The sequence below is a fragment of the Chloroherpetonaceae bacterium genome (assembly GCA_033763895.1).
Lineage (GTDB): Bacteria > Bacteroidota > Chlorobiia > Chlorobiales > Thermochlorobacteraceae > JANRJQ01.
Window position 1 is genome coordinate 1 of the sequence record JANRJQ010000004.1, and the last position, 25028, is coordinate 25028.

The window sequence follows — 25028 nt, forward strand, 5'->3', positions numbered from 1 at the left end:
AGAGAGGGGGGTACCCTCTCTTTGATTTTATGATCGTAAGTGCCTTATGTATGATTAGTTGATTCGTTCTGTAATGGTTTTCGCCTGAACAAATAAAAGCAAATAATCTTTTCCTCCGGTTTTTGAATCGGTGCCGCTCATATTAAATCCTCCAAAGGGATGAACACCTACCAATGCGCCAGTAATTTTTCGATTCAAGTACAAATTTCCCACCATCATTTCTTCTCGGACACGCTCAAGCTTTTTCTTATTTTTTGTAAATACGCCTCCAGTCAGTCCATACTCGGAACTATTGGCAACTTCAAGACCTTCATTTAAATCTTTCACTTTCACAATTGAAAGCACTGGACCAAAAATTTCTTCGCGTGCGATTCTGGCATCCTTCGGCACATCCGCAAACACCGTAGGTTCAATAAAAAAACCATTTTCATTACGATACTGACCTCCCGTCAATAACCGAGCCTCTTGCTTTCCAATCTCGATGTATTCTGAGACTTTCTTAAAAGCCTTTTCGCTTGAAACAGAAGTCATCACAGCATTTTGCTCGGCATCACCAATTTTAATGGTTTCAACTTTTGGAACGAGTTTTTCAAGAAACTTGTCATACACCTTTTCATCAACCAAAACACGAGAGCACGCTGAGCATTTTTGACCAGAAAAGCCAAAGGCCGATTGTACCACTCCTTGCGCGGCCGCGTCGAGATCGGCTTCGCGGTCAACAATGATGGCGTCTTTTCCACCTAACTCAGCGACAAGCCGCTTCATCCACCGCTGACCGGGCTGTGTTTTTGCTGCAACTTCGTTGATTCGCAATCCTACATTTTTTGATCCGGTAAAAGATATAAACCGAGTAAGAGGGCTTGAAACCAACGCTTCACCCACCTCCGCACCGCCATAGACCAAATTCAAAACACCCTTTGGCAATTTCACTTCTTCCATCAACGCCATAAACATTGAGGCAATGAATGGTGCATCCGGTGAAGGTTTTAAGACCATTGTATTCCCCATAACAATCGGTGCAAGGGTCATCCCGCCAAGAATCGCTAAGGGAAAATTCCACGGCGGAAGTGAGACACCTACACCTAATGGAATGTAAATCATTTGATTTTCTTCTTTGCCCAACCATTTCGGCGATTTAACGACTGCCTGCGGGCCTTGATACTTAAATGCATCGCGCGCATAAAATTCAAGAAAATCAATTGCTTCAGCTGTTTCCATATCAGCTTCGCCCCAATTCTTGCCTATCTCAAGGCCTAAAGCAGCGGAAAACTCGTGCTTGCGCTTTCGCATTAAGGCTGCCGCCTTAAAGAGATATTGCGCTCTTTTTTCGACCGGGACTTTTTGCCAGCTTTGAAATGCTTCTGTTGCAGCCATCAATGCCTTTTCTGCTTCAGATTCTGTATGATTAGGGAAAGTACCTAACACCTCTTTTTTATTACAAGGGTTAATTGATTGAAAATCGGTGTTTGCGCTGATTTTTTCTCCTGCAATTCTTCCAAAATGCGTCCTTCCAAATTGAGCGCGTACTTTTTCGAAAGCCTTTTTCATAGCTGCGGCTTCCTTTGGATTTGAAAAATTCGTTGGCGCTTCATTGACAAAAGGCGAAAGCTTTACCTTTGTTGACTTCGATGGCATATTAATTTGATTTTTTAATTGTGTGAAATTGACTGACGCACGGCAAATTATACTTCCATTTTAAATTTGTGCGAATAATTCACTTGACTTCAGTGGGGCAAAATTTTTCGTTACTTTTGGCGCTTCAAATCTTTGCCACACAGTTCGTTTGAATTATGTCTGAAAAGCGTTACATCGCCATCGCTGGAAATATGGGTGTAGGAAAATCAACATTGACCGGTTTGCTTTCCGAGCGATTTGGATGGAAAGCGGTTTTTGAAAATGCTGATAAGAATCCTTACCTCCCTGATTTTTTTTCCGATATGAAACGATGGTCTTTTAATCATCAAACTTTTTTTCTTATTGAGCGATTTCGCCAACATAAACACATTTTAACCGAATCCGATTCATGCATACAAGACCGTACGATTTATGAGGATGCTGAAATTTTTGCGCGTAACCTCTTTGATATGGGCATTTTGAGTGAACGGGATTACGAGACCTATCGTACGCTTTATCAACAGTTTGTGAGCCTTTTGACTCCACCCGATTTGGTAATCTATCTTAGGGCTTCAATCCCTAAAATCGTTGCTCATGTTCAAAAGCGCGGCCGTGATTATGAATCAAAAGTTCAACTCGATTACTTACAACGCCTAAACGACTATTACGATCAATGGTACAATAACTACAATCACGGTCGCAAATTAGTTATAGAAACTGAATCACTTGACTTTGTTGAAAATCCTTCCGATTACAACTTGGTGGTTCAACGGATTGAAAACGAACTCTTTGGACTCTTTTCAAATGAACATTCAAATTAAAAACGAATGAAAATTAAGCATCAACGATTACCGATTATCATCTTCATATTCGCTTTTCTGCTTATGAGCTTCTCCTTTTTGCCAGTCGTATGGGGGTTTTGGGCTCACAAACAAATTCATCGACTGGCCATAAATCGATTAGAAAATGTGATGCCCGCTTCAGCTTTTAATTTTTTCAGGAAGCATGAAAAATTTTTGATTGAACACGCCGTCGACCCCGACGATCGCCGCCGAATTGATCCGACGGAAGGCCCGCAGCATTATATCGATCTTGATCGCTTTGGGAAGTTTCCTTTTCCTGATTTACCGGTTCGGTGGGAAGATGCAAAACAAAAGTATGGAGAGGATTCATTAAGAGCGAACGGGCTTGTACCGTGGAGGATTTCAAATTTTACTGATAGCCTAACGCTTGCTTTTCAAAAAAAGGATCTCGAGCGAATCTTATTTTTTGCTGCGAATGTAGGTCATTATGTCGCTGATTGCAATGTTCCCCTTCATGCAACCGAGAATTATGACGGGCAACTAACGGGGCAAAACGGGATTCACGGTCGTTGGGAATCCGAATACCCGGAGCGATTTATGCGGCATTATGAAGCTCGCCCCTTACCTGATAGCCTTCTTCAATACACATCCTTCAAGGAAATTGAAAATATCACTGAAGAAAGTATGAAATGGGCTCGTGAAAGTTTTCTTCTTTGCTCACCGGTTCTTAAAGGTGATCTTGCGGCACAAAAGGGGCTTTCCGGCGATTCCCTAAAAAAAATTGTCACCGGCCGCGAAGGTCGAAAGCGAGAAATATACTCGCCCTTCTATTACGAGCATTTCAAGGGAGAAATGAATGGAATGGTTGAGTCTCGATTTGAAATCAGTGCGGAGCGTGTTGCGATGATTTGGTTTACCGCGTGGGTTCGCGCGGGGAAGCCCGATTTAAGCAATTTATAACTTGCTTAATCATTACTAAATTCCTTAATCCAATTCGTTTAGAATATCATCCAAAGAAAGTTTTCTGGAGCTCGGCTTTGGCGGCTCCTCATTTTTTTCAGGTTTTGGTGAAAATTGCTCCAATCGAACTTTCTCTTGGTTTATGATTGACGCAGTTGTCGCCCCAAATTCACCACTCTCGCTTGCGCCTTTTTTCTGTTCCGTTTGAGAAACAGGAATCGGTGTTTGAGTAGAAAAGAATGACGTCTCTTTCTTTTGTGAACTCGTTTCATACAATTGGTTTTCTACATTTGAAGTTGCGGGCAAGTTCTCTAAGTGTGAGGCAGTTGTAACTGGACCGTTTCCTTGCTCACTTTTTTCTCTAGGTTTAACTTTATGGGGAGAAGTCGCAAAAAGCTCTTCGTTATTTGAAAATGTTTGAAGCACTTCGAGTTCGCTTTGCAGAAAAATCTTCAACTTTGTTAGCGTTTCAAATTTCTTTTGGATCAGCTTTTCATTTTCAAGCGATAGTTTGAATACCTTTTGCTTAGCATCATCTTCTAATTCTTTTGATTTAAGGCTCGCCTCTTTAAGGATGTTTTCAGCTTCTTTTCTTGCGTTTTCGATAGTGGCTGCTGATGATTGCTGCGCTTGAAGCAAGGCTTGTTGAAGCATTTGTTCCACTTCACGATACCTTCTTATTTCGGCATCCTGTTGCGCATTTTTCTTTTTTTCATCCTCCAATTCGATTAACAGCGATTCCCATTGCTTTGATAGGGTATCCAAAAAAGAGGAAACTTCAAGTGGGTCTATACCACCCATCATTGCCTTTCGAAATTCGTGCTTTTTGATTTCAATCGGTGTTAATCTTATCGCCATTTTGAAATTTGTTTAAATCATAGAACAAAAGTGATATTCAATCTGAGAAGCATCGTTAATTCAATCGCCGGTAGAAGCTAAGATATTGAGACGAACGAGAGCAACTTGTTACAAATTTATATCTCACAATTCACATCGAATCTTAAGATACTGCTTTTGAGAACCTTTCTTCAAGTCTCATTGAATTGAGCATTATAAGGTCTTGTAAATATTACTAAACTCTCTCGCCAAATATCGCTGTTCCTAACCTAACCTCAGTTGAACCAAATTGAATTGCATCTTCAAAATCATTGCTCATTCCCATCGAAAGACGAGCAAATTTGTGAGGTTCATTGAAAAGCGCTTTACCTCGTAGAAGAAGGTCGTGCATCATTTTAAAGTTACTGCGTGCCGATTCAATTTCCGGCGAAGCGATTGTCATAAGTCCTTCAATTTCTAAACCGTCATATTGCTTAAGGCTTTTCAGTAAACCGAGAAGATCTTCGGGTAAAACGCCACTCTTCGTCGTTTCTCGTGAACTGTTTACTTCAATCAATATTTTCATCGGTTTGTGGTTTCTCAGCGCGTACTTATTGATTTCTTTTGCAAGTGACTCGCGGTCAACCGTATGAATCGTATGAAGCTTTGAATAAATCGGTGTTTCAAAAAGCGCTTTCACTTTGTTGGACTGCAAGTGTCCGATAAAATGCCAACAAAGGTTTAATGACGCTATGTTTGGGTCTTGAGATTTTTTTTGAAGTTCTTGAACATAGTTTTCACCAAAATGAAATTGACCTGATGTAAACGCCTCGCTGATTTCAGCGGCGGATTTGGTTTTAGAAACCGCAATAAGTTGCACCTCTTCTTGATGCCTTCCGAAGCGAAACTCTGCGTCACGAATTCGATTTTTTATGGAACTCAAATTGTCTTTAATCATTGATTTACAACAGAGTAAATTGATTATTTATATAAGAACTCGTTTAATTCTCGAAATCTGCTTTTTGCCTTGTTTTTATGCGCCGTGAAATAACACTCCTAAAAGATTCACTCTCAGAACTGACGCGCGAAGCGGTGCTGCTTTTGGGAGGAAGCATTAATTATACACTTGAAAACTTCAGTGAAAAAGAACTCCGCGATTTTTACAAGCATATATTCACAGAATTAATTGCTGATTTAGAAGAAGAAACGAATCAATATCTAAAAAAGTGCCTCATCAAGAATCGTGATTTCTTGGAGGACTTACGAATCGATGAGCGAATTAAGTTGCTGCTTGTAGCGAAAAAAACACTTCTTCAAAAACTTTCCAGTGCACCTTTTTTTGCAGGGGCATCCGCTACACGCATTACCACGATGCTTGAGGAGAGCCTTGTAGAAATTGCGTATGATTATGAGATTGAAATCATGAAATCTGAAACTGCAGATATGCTTGTGGCAGATGAAATTGCCGACGAGTTGTATAAAACTAGAAAAAAGCTCGAGCAACAGAAGCGATTCATCACCTCTTTACTTGAAAACTCCCCTGATGCCATTGCTCTGTTGGACTCAAAACGAAGGGTGCGATTGTGGAATGCTTCTGCCGCTGAGCTCATTGGCTACAAACCCGTGATGCTTCTTGGGAAATCACTTGAAAAGCTAACGGTTCATGACGGTGATTTTCGCGCGATGATGCGTGAAGCCGATAAAAAGGGAAAGCTTTTTGGCGTAGAACTCACCTTACGAAGAGCGGACGAATCGATAATTCCGGCGTCTCTATCAGTTTCAATTATTGACGCTGAAAGTGAGAAAGAACCCGCGTATGTGCTTGTGATTCGAGATGCCTCGGAGATTCGCCAAATGCGTGATCGAGTTATCGATGCCGAGCGGCTTTCAGCAATGGCCAAAATCGCTGGCGCGGTCGCACACGAAGTTCGAAACCCACTCAATTCTTTAACCCTTAATCTTGACTTACTTGAAGACAGTCTCCCTGAGCAACTGAATGATAAAGCAAAAAAGCAGCTATATATTTTTCGTGAAGAAATTGAGAAATTGAGTGCAATCGTCTCCAATTATCTCTCACTTTCAAAGCTCTCGAAGATTGAATTTAAGCCCACTTTGATTTTTCCATTCTTAAACCAAACGATACAGAAGTTTAATGAAGACCGCGAAATCGGGACTGGCCTTATCAAACTCATTTCAACTGAACCTCCCAAAAATCTTTACGCGAATCTTGACTTACACCAATTCACAAGAGCTTTAACCAATTTATTTCAAAATGCGCTTGAGGCGACTCATTATGAAACCGGAGTTTATGATGAGTTACATCCAATCGTACTATTTCGTGAAGAGGATGAAGGGCTTCGCATAGAAATTTCCGATACCGGTGATGGGATTCCAAGTGAATTTCAAGAAAAACTATTTACTCCCTTTTATTCAACCAAAACAGGTGGGACGGGACTAGGGTTATACATTGTTCGTGAAATCATTCAAGCTCATAGAGGTGAAATCGAAATCAAAAATAAAAGCAACGGTAAGGGAGCTATTGCATCAATTATAATTCCAAAAATGGATTTACTCTCTTAAACTCTCCCTTAAGTCTCCTACCTTCCAATTCAACATCAGTAATTCGAATTCATTTTGTAAAAAACGACATACCGGTTTTGTAGAAATTAGTGAAATTCTTAAATTAGATTAAGTCTAAATAATGCTTAATTTAATTTTATTCAAGATTATGCCTTCATCAAAATCGTTCTTGAGCCAAGCAATCATGCTTTTATTTGTTACGATGTTTCTTTCTTCGTGCAAAGAAGAAACGGGAGTAACTCCTGAATTAGAAATTCCGGCCGTCTATGACTCTACAGGTTACTCCGCATCAGTTACTGCGGAATCTTCAGTTCGAACCCAATTAGCAACTCTAACCAGTGCGATGCAAGTTGGAAGAAATATGGATAGCACAGTCACCGAATCTCGCTTATTAGGCCTTTGGAACGGAACGACGCTTCGTAGTGTAACCGCCTCTGGATTTACTTCTGTGGTTGAAAATAGTATTCGCGAGTTAGCCGCTTCTTCCGGAAAAGCAGCTCGCCTTCCTTGGGAAAATGCCCCGGCTTCGGGTTCTACTGGTGGCGTGATTCCCACATCAAACGCACCAAATTTTAAAACCGGTTACCTTTACGATGAAAACGTGCTAGAGCATGAACAAATCGTCGAAAAGGGTCTTTTTTTTGGCGCAATGTATCAGCATGCTTTATCCGTAATGGCAGCAACAACGCTTACCAAATCGTCGATTGATCGATTAATTGAAATTTTCGGTGCAAAGCCCGGATTCCGTTCGAATGAAAAAAATAGCGATCCGCAGCGTGATCGTTTTAGTGCCGTTTATGCTGCTCGTCGGAGCGATACAACGAATGCAAATAGCCTTTACTCATCAATTCGCAGAAATTTAATTACAGCTCGCGCTGCCATCGAAGCGGGTAGAACAACGGAAAGAGATCAAGCTCTTGCCGATTTCCGACTGAATTGGGAAAAAGTTATCGCTGCAACAGTCATCAATTACTGCCATACCACACTATCAACATTGAACTCGGGAAACAGAACCGATAGTGCCATTACAATTGCAATGCATGCTTATGGTGAATGTGTAGGATTTACCTATGGGCTTCGCGCAATTTCAGAAGGAAATAAAAGGATCACAAACGCTCAGTGCGATGAAATCCTCTCGCTCCTACGAGCACCTTACAACAGCACATCAACGGCATACCAATTATTGAGCGCTACACCAACGACAGCGCAACTTTATCGATTAGATGGAAGAAACGATCCCAATCTCGGCGTTATTGAACGCTTGCAAGAGATCTATGGTTTTACCAATTCTGAAATTGAATCGTTTAGAAGAAACTGGGTAGCCGATCAAAATCGCCGATAAAACGCATTGTAATTTTTCATTGATATAACCAAAGGGGCAAGAAATTATGCTTGCCCCGATTTTATAAGATTAAACATGTATCAATTCAAAAATCTTATACTCTCTTTGAAACCTTATTACTCCCTCATTGTAATACTGGTTTTTGTTTCTTCCTGCTCGAGCAGCAGTAGTGAATCAAGCAAATTTGAGCGCGAAGCAATGCTCCGAAACTTCGCCGATAATTATATCCTTCCCGCTTATCAAGATCTTGATCGATTGACTCAAAATTTAGATACAACCACTTCTTCATTTCTGAATTCACCTACGAGTGAATCGCTTGTATCCGCCCAAACCGCTTGGATCAATGCGTATGATGCTTGGCAATATGCGCAGCATTTTGAGTTTGGGCCAGCTGAAACCTCATCAGGGACGCTTTTGCAAAACATTGGGACTTATCCGATAAACACAACTCAAACCGAAGCATATATTTCTTCAGGAGATTCCTCTCTCAATAATTTTAATCGTGATACACGGGGTTTTTTGGCAATCGAGTACTTGCTGTTTGGGAAACCCGGCAACACCGAATTGGTTAATTCCTTTACCGGATCTGCAGGTGCAAATCGAAGAGCATATCTTAGAAGTATTGTGCGTGATTTACGTAACCGAATCAGCTCAACCCGAACCCAATGGGAAAACACTTACAGAAATGAATTTATTATCAATACCGGAACGGATGTTGCGAGTTCGACGACGAAACTTTTCAACAGTTTTGTCGCGAGTTATGAAAATCTTAAAAACTTCAAATTTGGTGTGCCGCTTGGAAAACGTGCCGGTCAAGTTTCAACCGAACCTTCAAGGGTAGAAGCTTATTACAGCGGTCGCTCTACTGATTTTGCGAAATCACATTTCACTTCGGTGGTTCAACTTTGGGAAGGAACAACGCTTTCCGGAGATGCGGGAATCGGCTTTGAAGAGTACCTTTCAACAGTTACAGGAGGTGAAGCACTTATTTCAAGCACAAAAGCACAACTCGAAATCACTCGAACGGCGATAAATGCGCTTGGCACGTCGCCTCTTCAAACTCAAATTTCTTCCAATTTTAATTCAGTAAACACCGTTCATACGGAACTCCAAAGAATGACCCGCTATTTCAAATCGGATATGGCGTCACTCCTTGGACTAACAATTACATTCAGCAGTAACGATGGGGATTAAATTCATACCGTTTTTTTCTTGGGTTAATTGCTGTTACGATTTTATATGTTGATTGAATTCATTTTGACGGATATGATTTAGAATGAAGAAAGTCAATCAAAAATTCCTTCGTTCTCAAGGTCTGACTGAACGCACGCAAAGCAAAATGCTCGGTGTGCGTTCAGTGTTTTCATTGATTCACTCATTTCATAGCCAAGTCCAACAACGAAATCAAAGCAAAGAATTGACTGCCCAAAGGAACTTGCTCGCTTGGTTAACCGTGCCTGTTTCATCAGCGCCTTTTGCTGTCTTCAGAGTACTCTTTGGGTTTGCCTTAGTCTTTAGTTCAATTCGGTTTATAATCTTAGGCTGGATTGACGATCAATACATTTCGCCGGTTTTTCATTTCAGCTATTATGGCTTTTCTTGGGTCAAGCCCCTACCACCAATTATGCTTTATGGTTTGTATGGATTGATGACGCTTGCTGCATTATTAATTCTCATTGGGTTTTATTACAGAATTGCCACAGTTTGCTTTTTTATTCTCTTCAACTATTTCGAGCTTCTTGACAAAGCGTACTATCTGAATCACTATTATTTTGTAAGCCTAACGGTATTTCTTTTGATTGTGATACCCACCCATTCACGGCTATCCATCGATTGTTATCTCAAACCGGAACGCTATAGAGTTCGGCTTCCTCGTTGGAACTTAATTTTATTACAACTTCAAATCGGATGTGTTTACTTTTTTGCTGGGATTGCAAAAATGAATGCGGATTGGCTATTTGACGCGCTTCCACTACGCATTTGGTTACCGGCACATAACGATCTTCCGCTTGTTGGTTCGATCTTTTCTTATGTGGAAACTGCTTTTGTTTTTTCTTGGGCAGGGATGCTCTTTGATACATTGATTGTATTTTTTCTTCTCTGGAAACGCACCCAATTTTTCGCCTATGCGACCGTTGTTCTTTTTCATTCCATTACAGGCCTTCTATTTCCGATTGGTTTATTTCCTTTGGTGATGATTTTTTCTACCCCGCTCTTTTTTCATCACCAATTTCACGACCGTCTTGTGTTTTGGATTGAATCAAAAAATTTTTTTATTTATACCTCAAAAAGTATCAATCATCCCTTACAACAAGGGTTTTCAGTCATTCATCAATTTTTCTTTTTCAGTTACATCACGCTTCAAATTCTCATCCCTCTCCGCAGCTTTTTGTATTCAGGAAATCTTTATTGGACAGAAAATGGTTATCGGTTTTCTTGGCGCGTGATGCTTATGGAAAAATCGGGTGAAGCCACTTTTTATGTGAAGGATTCAACCACCGGTCGAGAAGGAATGGTGATAAATCGTGAATTCTTGAATGCTACTCAAGAAAAGCAAATGTCTTTTCAACCGGATATGATTTTAGAATTTGCACATTTTCTTCATAATCATTATAGCCAAAAAGGAATGAAAAATCCTGAGGTTCGGGCGGAAGTTTATGTCACCTTAAACGGTCGGCCAAGTCAGCTCTTTATTGATTCTACACGAAATCTTGCCCTTGAAACTGAGAATTTTTTTGAAAAAAAGTGGGTACTCCCTTATCCATACTAATGTTCTTTCAATGCTATTACGCTTTAAAACTTTAAGTGTGTTACGCTCGATACGAATTTTATTGAGTCTCGTATTTTTAATTCCATTTTCGTATTTGAGAGGAACTACTCAACAGGCGAATCCCGGTGATTTTACAACAAATGATAAAGTTGAATCGATCAGTGGGATAGTGATTGACCGAGATACAAATGAGCCAATTACCGGGGCGATACTCCGTTTGATTCTAAATAAAGAAACAAGCATTACAGATCTTTCCGGTCGATTCACCTTTTCAAAACCCATCGATCTCCCTGATTCACTTCGTATCAGTGCCATTGGATATGAGGTAAGAACGATAGCGCTTCTCGATTTTTCTTCACTTCTTGAAACAAAAAAAGTTTTTCTGAATCCAAAAGCTGTTTCAGTGAAAGAGTTGTTGGTGCGAGGAAATCGAGGGGTTAAGTTTTCAACCAATCGTTTGGGTTCAGTGGAAGGCACTTCTATTTATGAAGCAAAAAAATCTGAAGTAATTAGCATTGAAAATCTCACCGCCAATTTGGCAACCAATAACGCACGGCAAATTTACTCTCGAATATCGGGGTTGAATGTTTGGGAAAATGACGGCGCCGGAATTCAATTGGCGATTGGTGCTCGCGGTCTCTCACCCAACCGCTCTTCGAATTTTAATGTGAGGCAAAATGGATACGATATTTCCGCCGATGCCTTGGGTTATCCTGAAAGTTACTACACACCTCCTGCGGAAGCATTAGATAAAATCGAAGTGATTCGCGGCGCTGCTTCGCTTCAATACGGAACACAATTTGGCGGAATGTTGAACTTTATCTTTAAGCGAGGTCCTGAAGAAAAGGCATTTGAATTTACCTCAAGGATGAGCGGCGGGTCTTTTGGGTTTTTCAATACCTTTAACAGCATTGGTGGTTCGCTAGGTACACTCAATTATTATGGCTTCTATCAATTTAAGCGGGGAGATGGGTGGCGGCCGAATTCCGGCTTCGATGTTCACACCGCTTTTTCTTCATTCATTTTCACCCCGCTACCGGAATTGAAAGTTCAAGTTGACCTCACTTACATGACTTACCTTGCTCAGCAGCCGGGCGGGCTCACCGATTCGCAATTTGAGCGGGATGCCCGTCAATCATTTCGACCCCGAAATTGGTTCAGCATCGATTGGAAAGTGGCATCGCTGTTGATGAATTATCGGTTTTCTGGCAGTACGGAACTTGACAGCCGAACCTTTGGACTTCTTTCCTCAAGAAGTTCTTTGGGAAATTTAGATAATATTAACCGGCTTGATCTTGTTCCGCGTATCGATCGCTCTTTCAATCGCACACTGATTGAAGGACAATATGAAAATATCGGTAATGAAACCCGACTCATTCATAAATTTCCTCTCTTCGATCAAATCTCGGTTTCGCTTTTTGGCATTCGATTATACTCCGGAACTACTTTGCAAAGACAAGGCGATGCCGATTCTACCGGTGCACCAAACTTCACTTTCCTGAACCCCGATAACTTAGAAAATTCAGACTATCGTTTTCCAAATAAAAATGTCTCTCTTTTCACAGAGCAACTGTTTCGATTTTCACCTTCCATTTCAATTACCCTTGGTGCTCGTTATGAGTACATTAATACAGGGGCTCAAGGATATTTTCGCGAACGAGCGTTTGACTTTGCTGGCAATATCATCGCCGATAGAAGAACGAATGAAGTGTTTTCTCGCGAGCGCGACTTCGCTTTTTTTGGCGGTGGTATAAGCTATTCTTTGAGCAGCGATCTCGAAGTGTATGGAAATCTTTCTCAAAATTTTCGCTCGATTACTTTCAGCGATTTGCGCATTGATAACCCTAACTTTCGAGTTGACCCTAACATTACCGATGAACGCGGGTTTAATGCCGAGCTTGGGTTTCGGGGAAATCTTGATGATGTGCTCATTTTTGATGTCAGCATTTATCTCCTAAGGTATCAAGACCGAATCAATAATTTACTTCTTACCGATACGGTGCTTTTCAACGACTACCGTTTCCGAACCAATGTTGGCGATACAAGAACCATCGGGCTGGAATCGCTTCTCGAAGCCGACCTCTTTCGACTCTTTGGAATCGGAAATAAAGACGAAAACCTTCTTGTGTTTTCCAATCTTTCGATTCAACAAGGCCAGTATGTCAGCGCCGTACTTTCGACGATTGTTGGAAATGAAGTGGAATTGATTCCTCCGCTTACACTGCGAAGCGGAATTACTTATCGGAACAGTGGCTTTCGGGCGAGCTTGCAATACAGTTTTGTGGATGAACACTTTACCGACGCGACCAATACAAGACGAGGAACCGGAAACGCCGTCAGCGGCTTAATCCCGAGCTATCAAGTATTGGATTTTTCATTTGGATATTCATTTGGAGACTTCACTTTTGAGGGAAGCGTGAATAATCTTACCGATGCATTTTACTACACCCGCCGTGCTGAGAGCTATCCGGGACCCGGAATTATCCCTGCCGACGGGCGAGCATTCTTCCTTACTTTTTCAGCCTCATTATAGTTGCTGAAATAATTCTTTTCTAAGACATTTACCTAAGAAATACAATGCCATCCGGCACTATTCCTGTTGCAAAAGTGGCTTCCTTTGTGCCTTGAGCAGAAAACCGTGTGACTTCCCCACTTACCACAAATGACTTTGCATCGCTGACATAAATCTTCCCATTTTGCTCATCTCTAGAGAAGTTATAGACATACCCAAATTGTGAGCCTGAAATAAAATTTTGCGTAAGGATTTGCTTTGTCGAAGCTCTTAGCAATCCAATATTTGAATTGCTATTGAAAAGAAGCGTATCCCCTGAAATTGCAATTTGAGAAATGTCGATATCAAATCGTTGTTTAATTGTATCGGCAGAGGTATTAATTACAAAGAGCCGAGGCGGAATGTCGCCATAATTTCCCTGTGAAACCACATAAACATCACCCGATGCATCTCGTTGAACACCGATGAGATTAATTCGTACAGTGAGCGTTTTAAGTGTCGCAAGCGAAGTTGCTGATAGAATCGATAAGGTGCTGTCATAATTCGGGAAATTTAGCCCTCCTGAATTTGCGACATAGAGCTTTCCATTTACATAAGCGATTCCTTCAGGATTTGAACCCGCTCTTCCAATTGCCACCACCGAAAGAGACATTGTATCAATCTTTACCACGCTTCCATCATAGCAACTGATAAAAACAAATCCATCGCCAAAAGCCATTTTTCTTGGTGACCTCGCACGCGGGGTTGTAAAAGAACTATCAAAAAGAGGCACTGTTTTAAGAGAAATACCCGTAAATGGATTAATTACCTCTAAACGACTTGAGCCATTAACGACTACATACATTTTAGAACCATAAATTGCGATGTCATTGCCGGTATCACCAAGTTTTTTTCCATTCTTTTGCTCGTAAAAATCTGTTACGGCTTTATTGGAATCGATATCATAATAAGTGAGCGTTGCATTGTTTCCTTGAAAAAGCCCTTGATTCAAAACATAGACGCCCTTCGAGGGTCTAATTTCAGGAATTGGATCAAAATCAATCGTGTTTTTGCATGATGCTGCAAAGAAAAGAATAAAAAAAGATGCAGCAATCACGCGATATAGCCGCGCGAATTGGATAGTATTCGTCATAGTTTCTCCTTAGTGAATTAAACGATTTGGATTGAAGTTATTTGAATTGTGCGATCCAGATTATCTTCCCGTAACCTTCCAACTTGTTTATAAAAACACGTGGCCGCAACGATTTGGCAGGTCTCCTGACTCATCGCTCAAAGATGCAAGTCATTTCTTCCCAAAAGTTTTTTGGTGAACTTTCAGTGAAATGCTTGCGATGCCTCTTTTTACCTTACGGGCGCAAGGTCTAAGAAAAACATCAAGCGAACTACAGTTGCGGGTACAGTTCCGTTCTTATAGGCAAAAAGCCAATATTTCGAATTCCCTTTTCACGCATGCATAAACATGCGACCAAATCATAAAGAACATGAAAAAAAGATTCAATCATTTTTCCTTCCAACTCAAATTTACGATAGTCATTTCAAAATGAAGGTTCTCACAGAAGACTTTTTGTAAATTCATTGAAATTTAATTTTATGACTCAGCAGGAAGAAAAACGAATTCCAATCATCATTGTCACAGGTTTTTTGGGAAGCGGAAAAACAACGCTCTTAAAGGAGCTTTTGCAATCCAACGGCGGAACAAAGAAAATCGCCGTTATTATGAATGAAATCGGTGAAGTTTCGATTGATGCTAAAATTCTTTCCGGCTTTTCTGTGGAGATGTTTGAGCTGAATGACGGGTGCATTTGCTGCTCAGTGAATGAAAATTTTATCGAAGTTTTGGATGAAATTGCTCACAAACTTTCACCCGATTTGATTGTCATTGAAACCACCGGCGTCGCAAATCCTATATCACTCCTTTATTCCATTCTCAACCCGCGCTTTTGGGTGGATTCCGTGATAACGGTAGTGGATACCAAAAATTTCTTACGCTTATCAAAGGAAGTGGATGTTGCTGAAGAGCAAATTGAAGCCGCAAATATTCTGCTACTTACCAAAAATAACGAAGCATCCGAAGAATTGGTGGAAAATACACGAGTGTTGATTCATCAACTAAATCCAAAAGCACACATTTATTTGAAGGAAGAAGTTCCAATTTCAATTTTATTCGGCACAGAGAGCCCTATCTCCATAGAAACAGAATTACCCAAAACGCAAATCGGGTTTAAAGAGAACGTTCATATTCATGATTCTAAAGAAGAGCACTTTGAAAATTCCCACAATCATTCTCATCATCACTTTGAGCTTGAAGGAATTGAGAATTTCACACTTCATCTCCCAATAAGTTTTGATTTAGAAAAACTGCAATTGTTTGTCGAATCTTTACCAAGCAATGTTTGGCGAGTGAAAGGAATCATTTCGCTTTGGTTGGAAGGAAAGGATTCAACAGTCATTTTAAACTCAGCTTTTGGCCGATATGCAATTGAAGACGCCCCTCGGGAAGGTAAATCGATTCCAAATCAATTGGTTTTTATCGGTAAGCATATCCATTCTCAAAAGGAATTGCTGACAGCATCACTTTTAAATTGCCGAAGCACCAAAGATTATTCAACCTCATCTCTTTTGGCGCGTGATTGACTCATTAATTCAATTCATCGCCTTCTCCAATTGGTCAAGTATTAAAACCCCCGCTCAGTTCATTTCACTGTGTGAACATCGTAACGACGAGGGAGGTCATCAATCTAACCATCAAAATTTTTCGAAGAAAACACCTCCGCTCATTGTTTCTAGATTTAAGCGCTTTTCCCCTTTTTTGTTTTTTCTCTATTGCTTTCATCTCATCGTGATTTCACTTTTGCCGCTAAGCCTCACAGGATGCAGTTCGATTATTGAAAATTTAGACTCGTCAAAGCCACACGATACACAACGATTCAAAGTAGATACCGCGACGCTTCACCGTGCCGCAGTGCATTACCTCTTAAATGAAGGCTATTCGATTCTTGCCTCCGATCTTTCAGGAGGCATTTTATCAGCCGAAAAGAGTTCGCCAGAGCTTTTAGCGGAAGAGCAGGCGGAATCAGGACGTTTTGCGCCTTCGGTGGCAGAGGCGATTTTAGGGATACTTGGCATCATTTTAGCGATAGGTTTTTTATTCTTGGTTATAAAGGCTGTGCTTGAGCAGCAAAATCAAGTTGGCGAGCGAAGCAACTATATGATGGATAATCGTGTGACGGGAGGAACAATGGCACAAGAAGAAACGCTGTTTTATTATCGGTATATTATTTCATTCAGTTATGAACCAATCGAAACAGGGCTTACTGAGCTTAAACTTTCCATTGTCCGAGAGCGATATGAAAAGGGTATTGTGGTAAAATCGGATAAACTTCAAGGCAAAAAGCTTTATTCCGCTTTCTTTCAAGGAATTTCAAAAGAGCTTCCCCATTTACGCTGACATTGGCCATCAGCAGTTACAATATGTTAATTTTCAATCTAGACAATAAGCCACTAACTTGCTTCACTTTTTTTTGACTCGAACAATCACAATTTATGCGCAATTCATATAAGCTTGGCCTTTTTATCTTCATCATCCTCACTTTGACTTGCACCATTTTCGCGCAAAGTGTTGTTATTAATAAAGTTTTTTATACCAATACAGCTAATGGTACAGGTGATGCCGTCGAACTCTTGGTTATTCAGAACAATTTGGATATGAGAGGCATGATCATTAAAGATTATTCTTCGAATATGGCTAATGACGGTGGAGGAAAATTGATTTTCAATAACAACCCCGTATGGCAAAGTGTCCCTTCAGGAACTTTAATTATACTTCGAGCAAATTCAAATACAGCCGCCGATATCACAAGTTCCGATTACAGTTTAGATATTGGTCTTACCAATACGACCTATTTTACAAATGATGGCGGAACAGCAACCTTTGACCTTTCCACAAACGATTTTGTACAAATTAAATCTTCAGGCAGCCCAACGGCCGGCGTAACAGGAAATATTCATTCTTATGCTTTTGGAACCGCAGGGGCACAATTTACGAGCGTTACCGGGCCAAAATTAATTTCTTCTGCTGTGAGCAATTCCAATCCCTTTTCCGTTGCCACAAATCCCACTCAGTCGCTTGCCGATTTTAATGGGTCAAGCGCCGTCGTTGGAACAGGCTACACACTTGGGCAAGGCAACAATGCGAATAACACGGCTTATATCAATTCACTGCGAATAGACAACGGGGCTCGGCTTCGCGTGCGTGTCGCAAGCACGGAAGTTAATCCCAACGGCACTTACTCATTTGTTCCACAAAACATTGGGCAAACCCTTCAAGCCACAATACAAGTTCGAAATACCGGATTTGATACACTCATTGTTTCATCAATCACGAATTCCAACACAACCGCTTTTTCAATTACCAAGACCTCGCTCGAGAAAATCGCCACGGGCTCAAGCGATAGCCTCGTGATTTCTTTTACGCCTACCGATAGTTCTCTCTTTCAAACGGTAGTGACCTTTTCAAGCAACGACAGCACAAATCAAAATTTTATTCTCAATGTTCAAGGCCAAATTTCAGCAATAAGACCTATCTCTTCACTTGCCGGATTGCCTTTAGGAACTGTTGTCACCATTGCAGGAAGAGTGACCGACGGCGGCAAACCCAGCAGCCCGGTCTATTTTCAAGATGGAACAGGCGGTTATGTCGCGTTTGAAACCCCGCTCAACACGCAATCTGCAGTTGGCGATTCATTAATTATCACAGGCCCAATTTCTGAATTCACCGGTGGCGGAGCGGCTGGTTCAGGTCTCCGACAAATATCCGGTGCTGGCATCACCTTTCAACTAATCAAAGACAATCCCCGTTTTATTGAACCAAAAACAGTAACAACCGCCCAAATTTCAGATGCCATCACAGGCCAATTGGTTCGAATTCAGAATGGTACACTTTATGACCAAAACAACGTAAACATCTTTAATGGATCTTTCGGCGGTAATGCCAATTATACACTTAGAGATGCCTCAGGCAGTGTCGTTATTCGAATCAGCAATCAAACCAATTTGGTGAATGCCCCCACACCGGCGTGGCCAACGGATGTGATTGGAGTTGTTGGACGATTCAACAATGTTCTTCAAGTTCTTCCGCGTTCAACGGCTGATTTGGGAGTTGTTCCATTTGTAATTCCAAGAGAATCTCTTTCTCGCACCCAGACTTTTGAAATCGTCACTTGGAACTTAAAATGGTTTGGGGTTCCCGCTCAAAGCGGCTACACCGATGGCGCTTTGCAAATCGCGAATGCGGCACGCGTGATTCGAACCATCGATGCCGATGTTTACGCCTTGCAGGAAATCAGTGAAGCAGGCGCTTTTAATACGCTTCTTGATTCCGTCAGGTCGGCAGGCTATCGTGGCTTTATCGCCCCCATTTCACAACAACAAAAAACAGCCTATATATTCAAATCATCAACCATTGATTCAGTAAGTGCCGCTTTCACTTTTTCGACCGGCGATTGGGCAACCGGCCGTTGGCCCTATGAATTTACTTTCGATTATAATTTTGGTGGTTCAAAGTATCGTGTCAGAGCCGTCAATATTCATGCCAAAGCTTTAGACGACGGCGATTCTTATGCCCGACGCGTTACGGATTATCAGCAACTCAAAAGTTGGGCAGATGCCAACCGCGCTTCTGATAATTTGATTATTCTCGGTGACTATAACGATGAGATCCCGACATCCACATTCAATCAAAGCAATTCGCCTTTCCTAAACTTCTTCAACGACTCTGCGAACTATAGAATCGTAACCCGATTTTTGAGTGACCGCGGATTGAAGTCTTACAGCAGCCGCAGTTTCCTTGACCACATTACCATCACCAACGAACTCTTCTCACTTCATCTTGATAGCACTCAGCGTGTTGAGAATACCAACTATGTGGGCAATTATCTCTCGACTACAAGCGACCACTATCCTGTATGGACACGCTTTCAATTTGCCGCGCCACTCTCAGCGAAAAATGACGCTCTAAGTCCGCGCCAATTCGAACTCGCGCAAAATTATCCGAATCCGTTCAACCCAACCACCACCATCCGATATCAATTGCCTGAAGCAAGCGCAGTTCGCTTAACCATCTATGATGTGCTCGGCCGCGAAGTGGCAACACTTGTCAACGGCCGCCAAAATGCAGGAACTTACCGTGTTCCTTTTAACGCATCAGGCCTTTCGAGCGGAGTTTACTTCTATAAACTCACTGCAGGAAATTTCACCGGAAGCAAGAAAATGATTTTGGTGAAGTAAGAGCGAAACTCGATAATTATTATGATGAAAGGCGCTTTCGGGCGCCTTTTTTTAATTACTTTCTTGATTGGGTTTTGAAGGCTACGAAGTTCCATAGATATGTGGTAAAAACGGTCGTTGCGGATCCAATCACGGTATAAGTTGTCCAAGCAAGTGGGGTAAATTTGATGATATAAATCATCACGAGAATTGATGCCGCGAATCCGATTGCGACGGAAATACTTGAAAACCGCTTTTTCATGACTGCCAATAAAAAAAGCCCCAAAAGCCCGCCGTAAGTAAAAGAGGCAATTGAAAGCGCCACTTCAACAACTGACTGTTGCATTCCAAGAAATGAAATGGCGGAAAGCGTAAGAATTGCTGTCCATATCAAACTCACCTTTTTCGATAAAGAAAGTTTTTCAGCTTCCGACTTCGTGCTTCCCCACTTGCTATTGGCATAAAGATCATACACAGTAGAACTTGAAATGGCGCTGATTGATCCTGAAAGGGTGGACATCGCCGCAGCCAAAAGCCCAGCAATAATAAGCCCCGCAAACCCGCTTGGCACATATTCAATGATAAACTTAGGGAAGATTTCATCGGTGCGAATCGTCAGATTGCCATAGAAGGCATAAAGGAGAGAGCCAATGAAAAGAAAGAGAGCAAATTGAACGGCAACCATAACACCGCTTGCAATCAAGGCTTTGCGGCTTTCGCTCAGCGTTCCCGTTGTAAAAAGCCGTTGAACAATAATGTAATCAGTGCCGTGCGAAGCCATCGCAAAAATTCCCCCGCCAATGAACGCTGAAAAAAAGTTATAGGGTGAAGTGAAAATGGAATTGAGTGAGAAATCGAAAATTGAAAACTTCCCCGCTTCATTGAGCAAATGAAGCGATTCCGTGGGGTTCGGGATTTTTTCGAAAAGAATCACAATCGCAACTGCGGCGCCAAGGAGGTAAATCACGAGTTGAATGATATCTGTCCAAATCACAGCACGAATTCCTCCCAACACGACATAGAAGAGTGTTACAAGCGCAGAAATGAGAATCGAGGCGATATAAATTTCTGAATCTGAAATGCCTTCAAAGAGTTTGTAACCTCTAAAAATCAGCGCGAGTGGAATCGCCGTGACAAAAAGCCTGACGCCGTCGGCAAACAAACGTGTAATAATGAAGGTTACAGCAGAGAGTTTTCGAACATCGACCCCAAAACGCTTTTCAATGAGGGCATAAGCGGTTGTTAATTCACCTTCAAAATATTTCGGCAAAAAGAGATATGACACTGCCACTCTACCCACGATGTATCCAAAAGCAAGTTGAAGGAAACTCCAATAGCCTTTGAAAGCAATACCCGGCACAGAGATGAAGGTAACGGCTGAAGTTTCAGTCGCCACAATGGCCATCGCGACTTTCAGCCACGAAATCTTTTCTTCCGAAAGGAAATAATCTTTTGCCGAGCGCTGCGCGCCACCCATCCAATAACCAAACACCGCGACACCGCCCAAGTACAGAAAAAGCACAAGCCAATCTAAGCCGGTAAATTGCATATTGATTCTTCTTGTTAATTGGAAATATGGGGGAAGGGATTCGTTATTTCTTTTTTGCTTTTGAAGCCGCTTTTTTTGGTGCTTTTTCTTTTTCAGCTTTTGCACCTTTTGCAGCCTTTGCGGGCTTCTTTCCTTTTTTCTTTCCACGCTTGGGCGAATCCTCGTCATCATCAGGGAATTCCGGAACCTCGACATCGTCAGCAACAGGAAGGGCATCTAAATCATCTCCGGCAAGGGCATCGTCCGGCAATTCCGGTAAACCTTCCAAAGTATCTTCTTCATCCTCAACCACGACAGTTGATTTTTTTCTACCGCGAGTTTTTGGAATCGGATTGTCATCTTCGTCCACCGTTTCGATGTTGTTTAGAACTTCTTGAATGGAGTTGAAGATATAAAGCTGCTTATCCAAATTGGTCATGTGCAAAAGATCATGCACGCGTTGACGAATGCCAATCAGTGCCGCAAATCCATCGTGCGAAATGGTTTGGCGGTGCGCCACCAAAAGCGCCCCGATTCCACTTGAATCGATGGCATCCACTTGTGCAAGATCGATGACGAGATAGGGGTGCATCCCGGTTTCGACGAGAGCAAGAATCTCAGTCTTAAATTCAATGTGATTGGTGGTATCTAACCGCTTTTCAAGAAGCTTGAAAATCGTAAGGTCCTTTTTGGTGTCTAATGAAAATTTCATTGTCGTAGGTTAATTGCTTACCGAAAAATTCGAAAGCTTTGTAAGACTTCCTGTTGAAAATATAGAAGAAACTTTTGTAACTGCAAGCATTCGTTCAGATATCGGTTGCGCTGCATCAATCCTTGTGAATTCAAATTGGTTTCTGAAATAAGTCTCTTGCCGCTTGGCATAGTTTCTTGTATGCTGCTTCATCAGCATTACTGCTTCCTCTTTTGAAAACGCTTCTCTAAAAAAGGAAAAAAATTCCTTATAGCCTACTGTTTCAAGTGCAGAGATTGAACTTTCATACCCGAATTGGTCGAATATTTTTTTTGCTTCCGCCTCAAAACCATTTTCAAGCATTTCATCAATTCGCAAATCGATTTTACGGTAAAGTTCCGATCGCACCAAAGAAAGCAAATAAACATCAAAGCCGTAAGGGGAGATGAAGAACTTTTTTTTTGCTAATTCTGAAAAAGAAGTGCCGGTTTGAATCACCACTTCCAAACTGCGAATCACTCGATGTGGATTGCTGGGGTCAATTGATGCTGCACGCTGCGGGTCTTTTTCTTTCAATTCTTCATAAAGCGATGCCAAACTGCTCGAAGCCAAGCGCCGTTGAAGCTTTTCTCTTAACTCAAGGTCTGGCTTCGGAAATTCTGAAAACCCATTTATCAGGGCCTTGAGATAAAGTGTCGAACCCCCCGCGACAATGGGTATTTTGCCGCGCTGAATACAATCTTGAATTCTCTCCCAAGCCTCTTGCGCAAAGGTCGCGGCATCGTAGGGTTCGGGAAGGGTACGCTCGTTAATGAAGTGATGGGTGATGGTTTTGAGCATTTCGTTACTTGGTTTACCGGAGCCGATAGTGAGTTCACGGTATATCTGTCGTGAATCGGCACTGATAACTTCGCCCCCAAATTCAACCGCCAAATGATATGCCAAATCCGTTTTTCCCGAAGCTGTGGGGCCGAGAAGAACTGGTATTTTTAGCTGATGCTTATATTCTAATTGTTGAGTCAAGGTGTTTTTTTGGAATTGATTGTATCAAAATAATAACGCATCACTCATTTTTTTTCTTCTTTGTTTGAGATTCTTCACATCTCAATCAAGATTTTTATTTGTTTCAATATTCATCATAAAAAAAGTAAAAGTCATTTGCTCAAGAAAAGAAGCAACTTCTTTTCTTTCCTAATTCGCGATCAACTATAAAATTCATTTTTGTTGATGCAATCTTATTGCCTTTCCCAAAATTAATGCGTATCTACTTCTTGAGTTATCGGCGGTGAATCTTTTATGACAATATTTTTGCGCTTTCACGATTTCTCTTCAAGCATGTAACAGTTTATGCCCGATTTCTGTGGAGTTAAAGGAAAACTTCGGTTTTTTAACAGCTGTTTCTTCCGGGCGACATTTCTCATTCTATTCATGTCCACTTTTATTTTTGACTTTTACCATCGACTTCAAGCCAAAGAACATTCAGCCCGGCCAATCACTTCGACTGTCCTTTCCCTTCATACATCCTCTAAAACAAACAGCCGTGTTGAACTTCGCGAATTTTATTCACCCGCTTTAGGCATAAAAAAGCAATTTCACATTTACCTTCCGCCCAACTACGATTCAGATACTGCCCGATACCCTGTGGTGTACCTTTTTCGTGGCCATAACCGTGAATGGTTTAACCCAAGCGAAGACCCAAGCCGCAATGGCCGAACCGTTCAAGATGTTATGGATTCACTCATTGCTGAAGGCCGCGTTGGTACAATGATCTTGGTTGGCCCTAGCACCGCAAGCGATGATAATTCCACGCCCTGCCTTGGCGTCAATATGCTTCGCCCCGATTTAGGAACCGGCGGTGGAATCGGAACCGGAAAATTTGAGGATTATTTGATCAAGGATTTAATTCCTCACATCGATTCAACCTTTCGAACTTTGGCGAACCGGGAGTCGCGCGGGGTGGACGGATTTTCATTAGGCGGTTACACAGCCATTATGCTCGCGGTGAAACATCCGGAGCTTTTTTCATCAGCCGGCAGTTACGATGGCACGCACATGTGGCGGAATTTTCACGATACACGCAAAACCACCGCGCAGCCTAACGATTTTACTTGGTGTGAAGTGGGCTTCTTCAATGCAGCTTTTGGCGTTGCCCCACGAAAAAAACGAGAAATTCTTTCGGTTATGAAAAAATATAACCCTCTTAATATTTTAGCTTCATCGAAAAAGAAGCACCTTGAGAAAATCAAAGCGATAAAATTTCATATTCTTTCAGGAGCTTATGATGGCGACCTCGGTAACATCGAACGCGCCGAGCACCTCATCTTGCATCTGGCGGAGTTTGGCATTTTCAATAGCTTTACCGATGTCCGCTTAACCCCAACTGCCTTGCACGATTGGTATCACTGCAATCTCTATGCAGAGAAAGTTTTACCGAAACATTGGCAGACGTTTCAGAGCGGGAGATAATTAAGGAAGTTGGAGAGTTTATTTACGCAGTATGGAAAATCCAGCTTGTTCAAAGTCAGCATCAACAACTAAAGCCTCTTGAATCCCTCGTTCTTTCATAACGACGAATGAAATGCAATCGCACAGACTCGATTTCTTGTCTTTTCTTTCTGAAAATAGAGTTAACCCATTCAAAAATAACTCTTTAGAGATTTCAATGATTTCTATATCACTTGAGTTTTCAAATGATGAAATGACTTGCGCTGCTGCCAACCGATAAAGTGGTTTTGAAAGTCTTGCGCCGAGTTCTAATAAAACTGCTCTTGTAGTCAGAAAGCGACTTTGCTTCAGCTTTAACTCTCGATTCATTACTTGACTTTGAGCGAGTGCTTTACTGTGATAACTATCGTTTTCAGAAATTAACGCGATGAGAAATCCAGAATCAATAAATACGGTTTTCATTCGGTCTGTTCTTTTGGCTTATGCATCACCGAAAAATCATTTGGCAGACCTCTCAGCCTAATTTCTTCCAGTTGCTCAAAAATCGTTTGGGTTTGATTTGGTGCCGTTGATTCCTGAACCTTTATTTCTACGGGTGTACCGTCAGCTAAATCAGGAGTCTCAATTCGAATCGTGCCGTTACGAACCACAGCCCGATAGGTTTTGGTTGTAATCATATTTTATCTCAATTGTGTTAGAGCAA

At 41.5% G+C, this 25028-nt stretch carries 20 protein-coding genes and 1 riboswitch; of the genes, 11 read left to right on the plus strand and 9 right to left on the minus strand.

Annotation, left to right across the window (positions count from 1 at the left end; genetic code table 11):
• Positions 1 to 54: 54 nt before the first annotated feature.
• A complete protein-coding gene (pruA, locus tag SFU91_00685) occupies positions 55 to 1635 on the minus strand; it encodes an L-glutamate gamma-semialdehyde dehydrogenase (GenBank protein MDX2127533.1) in 1581 nt (526 codons plus the stop codon).
• A 155-nt stretch (positions 1636 to 1790) separates the two neighbouring features.
• Between pruA and SFU91_00690 the strand changes: the two genes are divergently transcribed.
• Both SFU91_00690 and SFU91_00695 read left to right on the plus strand, forming a co-directional pair.
• Positions 1791 to 2435 carry a deoxynucleoside kinase gene (locus SFU91_00690; protein MDX2127534.1) on the plus strand — a complete coding sequence of 215 codons (645 nt, stop codon included), beginning with the start codon at positions 1791 to 1793 and terminating at the stop codon, positions 2433 to 2435.
• 6 nt (positions 2436 to 2441) lie between these two features.
• The gene (locus SFU91_00695) at positions 2442 to 3377 is read left to right on the plus strand and encodes a zinc dependent phospholipase C family protein (protein MDX2127535.1); all 936 of its coding nucleotides are present in this window, start codon (positions 2442 to 2444) and stop codon (positions 3375 to 3377) included.
• 24 nt (positions 3378 to 3401) lie between these two features.
• Here the strand turns inward: SFU91_00695 and SFU91_00700 are convergent, their stop codons facing one another.
• Together SFU91_00700 and SFU91_00705 are read right to left on the minus strand one after the other, a co-directional pair.
• A complete protein-coding gene (locus tag SFU91_00700) occupies positions 3402 to 4235 on the minus strand; it encodes a DivIVA domain-containing protein (protein ID MDX2127536.1) in 834 nt (277 codons plus the stop codon).
• A 214-nt stretch (positions 4236 to 4449) separates the two neighbouring features.
• Positions 4450 to 5151, minus strand: a complete 702-nt coding sequence (locus SFU91_00705) for a YggS family pyridoxal phosphate-dependent enzyme (GenBank protein MDX2127537.1) — start codon at positions 5149 to 5151, stop codon at positions 4450 to 4452.
• Positions 5152 to 5228: 77 nt separating this feature from the next.
• Here SFU91_00705 and SFU91_00710 point away from each other — a divergent pair, with 77 nt between their 5' ends.
• The 5 genes from SFU91_00710 (at position 5229) to SFU91_00730 (ending at position 13418) form a co-directional block, all read left to right on the plus strand.
• Positions 5229 to 6773: an ATP-binding protein gene (locus tag SFU91_00710; GenBank protein ID MDX2127538.1), complete on the plus strand. Its 1545-nt coding sequence runs from the start codon at positions 5229 to 5231 to the stop codon at positions 6771 to 6773.
• Positions 6774 to 6921: 148 nt separating this feature from the next.
• A complete protein-coding gene (locus SFU91_00715) occupies positions 6922 to 8115 on the plus strand; it encodes a hypothetical protein (protein ID MDX2127539.1) in 1194 nt (397 codons plus the stop codon).
• 198 nt (positions 8116 to 8313) lie between these two features.
• A complete protein-coding gene (locus tag SFU91_00720; GenBank protein ID MDX2127540.1) occupies positions 8314 to 9309 on the plus strand; it encodes an imelysin family protein in 996 nt (331 codons plus the stop codon).
• Between the two features lie 82 nt (positions 9310 to 9391).
• On the plus strand, positions 9392 to 10885 hold the full coding sequence (locus SFU91_00725) for an HTTM domain-containing protein (protein MDX2127541.1): 1494 nt from the start codon (positions 9392 to 9394) through the stop codon (positions 10883 to 10885).
• 10 nt (positions 10886 to 10895) lie between these two features.
• Positions 10896 to 13418, plus strand: coding sequence for a TonB-dependent receptor (locus SFU91_00730; GenBank protein MDX2127542.1), 2523 nt, complete (start codon positions 10896 to 10898; stop codon positions 13416 to 13418).
• A gap of 28 nt (positions 13419 to 13446) precedes the next feature.
• Here the strand turns inward: SFU91_00730 and SFU91_00735 are convergent, their stop codons facing one another.
• Positions 13447 to 14529, minus strand: coding sequence for a hypothetical protein (locus tag SFU91_00735; protein ID MDX2127543.1), 1083 nt, complete (start codon positions 14527 to 14529; stop codon positions 13447 to 13449).
• Between the two features lie 97 nt (positions 14530 to 14626).
• Positions 14627 to 14882: riboswitch (cobalamin riboswitch) on the minus strand.
• Between the two features lie 105 nt (positions 14883 to 14987).
• Here SFU91_00735 and SFU91_00740 point away from each other — a divergent pair.
• The 3 genes from SFU91_00740 to SFU91_00750 all read left to right on the plus strand — a co-directional run bounded on the left by SFU91_00740 (position 14988) and on the right by SFU91_00750 (position 19682).
• A complete protein-coding gene (locus SFU91_00740) occupies positions 14988 to 16031 on the plus strand; it encodes a GTP-binding protein (protein ID MDX2127544.1) in 1044 nt (347 codons plus the stop codon).
• A gap of 205 nt (positions 16032 to 16236) precedes the next feature.
• A complete protein-coding gene (locus SFU91_00745) occupies positions 16237 to 16845 on the plus strand; it encodes a hypothetical protein (protein ID MDX2127545.1) in 609 nt (202 codons plus the stop codon).
• Positions 16846 to 16940: 95 nt separating this feature from the next.
• Complete coding sequence (locus SFU91_00750; GenBank protein MDX2127546.1) at positions 16941 to 19682, plus strand: T9SS type A sorting domain-containing protein; 2742 nt, start codon at positions 16941 to 16943, stop codon at positions 19680 to 19682.
• Between the two features lie 55 nt (positions 19683 to 19737).
• Here SFU91_00750 and SFU91_00755 read toward each other — a convergent pair whose 3' ends face one another.
• From SFU91_00755 to miaA, 3 genes are read right to left on the minus strand one after another with little or no spacing between them, the layout of a single operon-like run.
• Positions 19738 to 21210 (minus strand): sodium:solute symporter, encoded by a 1473-nt coding sequence (locus SFU91_00755; GenBank protein ID MDX2127547.1) that lies wholly within the window; start codon positions 21208 to 21210, stop codon positions 19738 to 19740.
• 43 nt (positions 21211 to 21253) lie between these two features.
• On the minus strand, positions 21254 to 21901 hold the full coding sequence (locus tag SFU91_00760) for an STAS domain-containing protein (protein ID MDX2127548.1): 648 nt from the start codon (positions 21899 to 21901) through the stop codon (positions 21254 to 21256).
• A gap of 9 nt (positions 21902 to 21910) precedes the next feature.
• The gene (gene miaA, locus SFU91_00765) at positions 21911 to 22903 is read right to left on the minus strand and encodes a tRNA (adenosine(37)-N6)-dimethylallyltransferase MiaA (protein ID MDX2127549.1); all 993 of its coding nucleotides are present in this window, start codon (positions 22901 to 22903) and stop codon (positions 21911 to 21913) included.
• A 405-nt stretch (positions 22904 to 23308) separates the two neighbouring features.
• On the opposite strand from miaA, the gene SFU91_00770 reads away from it, so the two are divergent.
• Positions 23309 to 24346 (plus strand): alpha/beta hydrolase-fold protein, encoded by a 1038-nt coding sequence (locus SFU91_00770; protein MDX2127550.1) that lies wholly within the window; start codon positions 23309 to 23311, stop codon positions 24344 to 24346.
• Positions 24347 to 24364: 18 nt separating this feature from the next.
• Here SFU91_00770 and SFU91_00775 read toward each other — a convergent pair whose 3' ends face one another.
• Complete coding sequence (locus tag SFU91_00775) at positions 24365 to 24787, minus strand: PIN domain-containing protein (GenBank protein ID MDX2127551.1); 423 nt, start codon at positions 24785 to 24787, stop codon at positions 24365 to 24367.
• The gene (locus SFU91_00780; protein MDX2127552.1) at positions 24784 to 25002 is read right to left on the minus strand and encodes a hypothetical protein; all 219 of its coding nucleotides are present in this window, start codon (positions 25000 to 25002) and stop codon (positions 24784 to 24786) included. The genes SFU91_00775 and SFU91_00780 overlap by 4 nt, the downstream gene beginning before the upstream one ends.
• Between the last annotated feature and the right edge of the window lie 26 nt (positions 25003 to 25028).

Coding starts and splice junctions, on each gene's coding strand:
- pruA (MDX2127533.1), bottom strand. CDS start 1,635: ATGCCATCGAAGTCAACAAAGGTAAAGCTTTCGCCTTTTGTCAATGAA.
- SFU91_00690 (MDX2127534.1), top strand. CDS start 1,791: ATGTCTGAAAAGCGTTACATCGCCATCGCTGGAAATATGGGTGTAGGA.
- SFU91_00695 (MDX2127535.1), top strand. CDS start 2,442: ATGAAAATTAAGCATCAACGATTACCGATTATCATCTTCATATTCGCT.
- SFU91_00700 (MDX2127536.1), bottom strand. CDS start 4,235: ATGGCGATAAGATTAACACCGATTGAAATCAAAAAGCACGAATTTCGA.
- SFU91_00705 (MDX2127537.1), bottom strand. CDS start 5,151: ATGATTAAAGACAATTTGAGTTCCATAAAAAATCGAATTCGTGACGCA.
- SFU91_00710 (MDX2127538.1), top strand. CDS start 5,229: ATGCGCCGTGAAATAACACTCCTAAAAGATTCACTCTCAGAACTGACG.
- SFU91_00715 (MDX2127539.1), top strand. CDS start 6,922: ATGCCTTCATCAAAATCGTTCTTGAGCCAAGCAATCATGCTTTTATTT.
- SFU91_00720 (MDX2127540.1), top strand. CDS start 8,314: ATGCTCCGAAACTTCGCCGATAATTATATCCTTCCCGCTTATCAAGAT.
- SFU91_00725 (MDX2127541.1), top strand. CDS start 9,392: ATGAAGAAAGTCAATCAAAAATTCCTTCGTTCTCAAGGTCTGACTGAA.
- SFU91_00730 (MDX2127542.1), top strand. CDS start 10,896: ATGCTATTACGCTTTAAAACTTTAAGTGTGTTACGCTCGATACGAATT.
- SFU91_00735 (MDX2127543.1), bottom strand. CDS start 14,529: ATGACGAATACTATCCAATTCGCGCGGCTATATCGCGTGATTGCTGCA.
- SFU91_00740 (MDX2127544.1), top strand. CDS start 14,988: ATGACTCAGCAGGAAGAAAAACGAATTCCAATCATCATTGTCACAGGT.
- SFU91_00750 (MDX2127546.1), top strand. CDS start 16,941: ATGCGCAATTCATATAAGCTTGGCCTTTTTATCTTCATCATCCTCACT.
- SFU91_00755 (MDX2127547.1), bottom strand. CDS start 21,210: ATGCAATTTACCGGCTTAGATTGGCTTGTGCTTTTTCTGTACTTGGGC.
- SFU91_00760 (MDX2127548.1), bottom strand. CDS start 21,901: ATGAAATTTTCATTAGACACCAAAAAGGACCTTACGATTTTCAAGCTT.
- SFU91_00770 (MDX2127550.1), top strand. CDS start 23,309: ATGTCCACTTTTATTTTTGACTTTTACCATCGACTTCAAGCCAAAGAA.
- SFU91_00775 (MDX2127551.1), bottom strand. CDS start 24,787: ATGAAAACCGTATTTATTGATTCTGGATTTCTCATCGCGTTAATTTCT.
- SFU91_00780 (MDX2127552.1), bottom strand. CDS start 25,002: ATGATTACAACCAAAACCTATCGGGCTGTGGTTCGTAACGGCACGATT.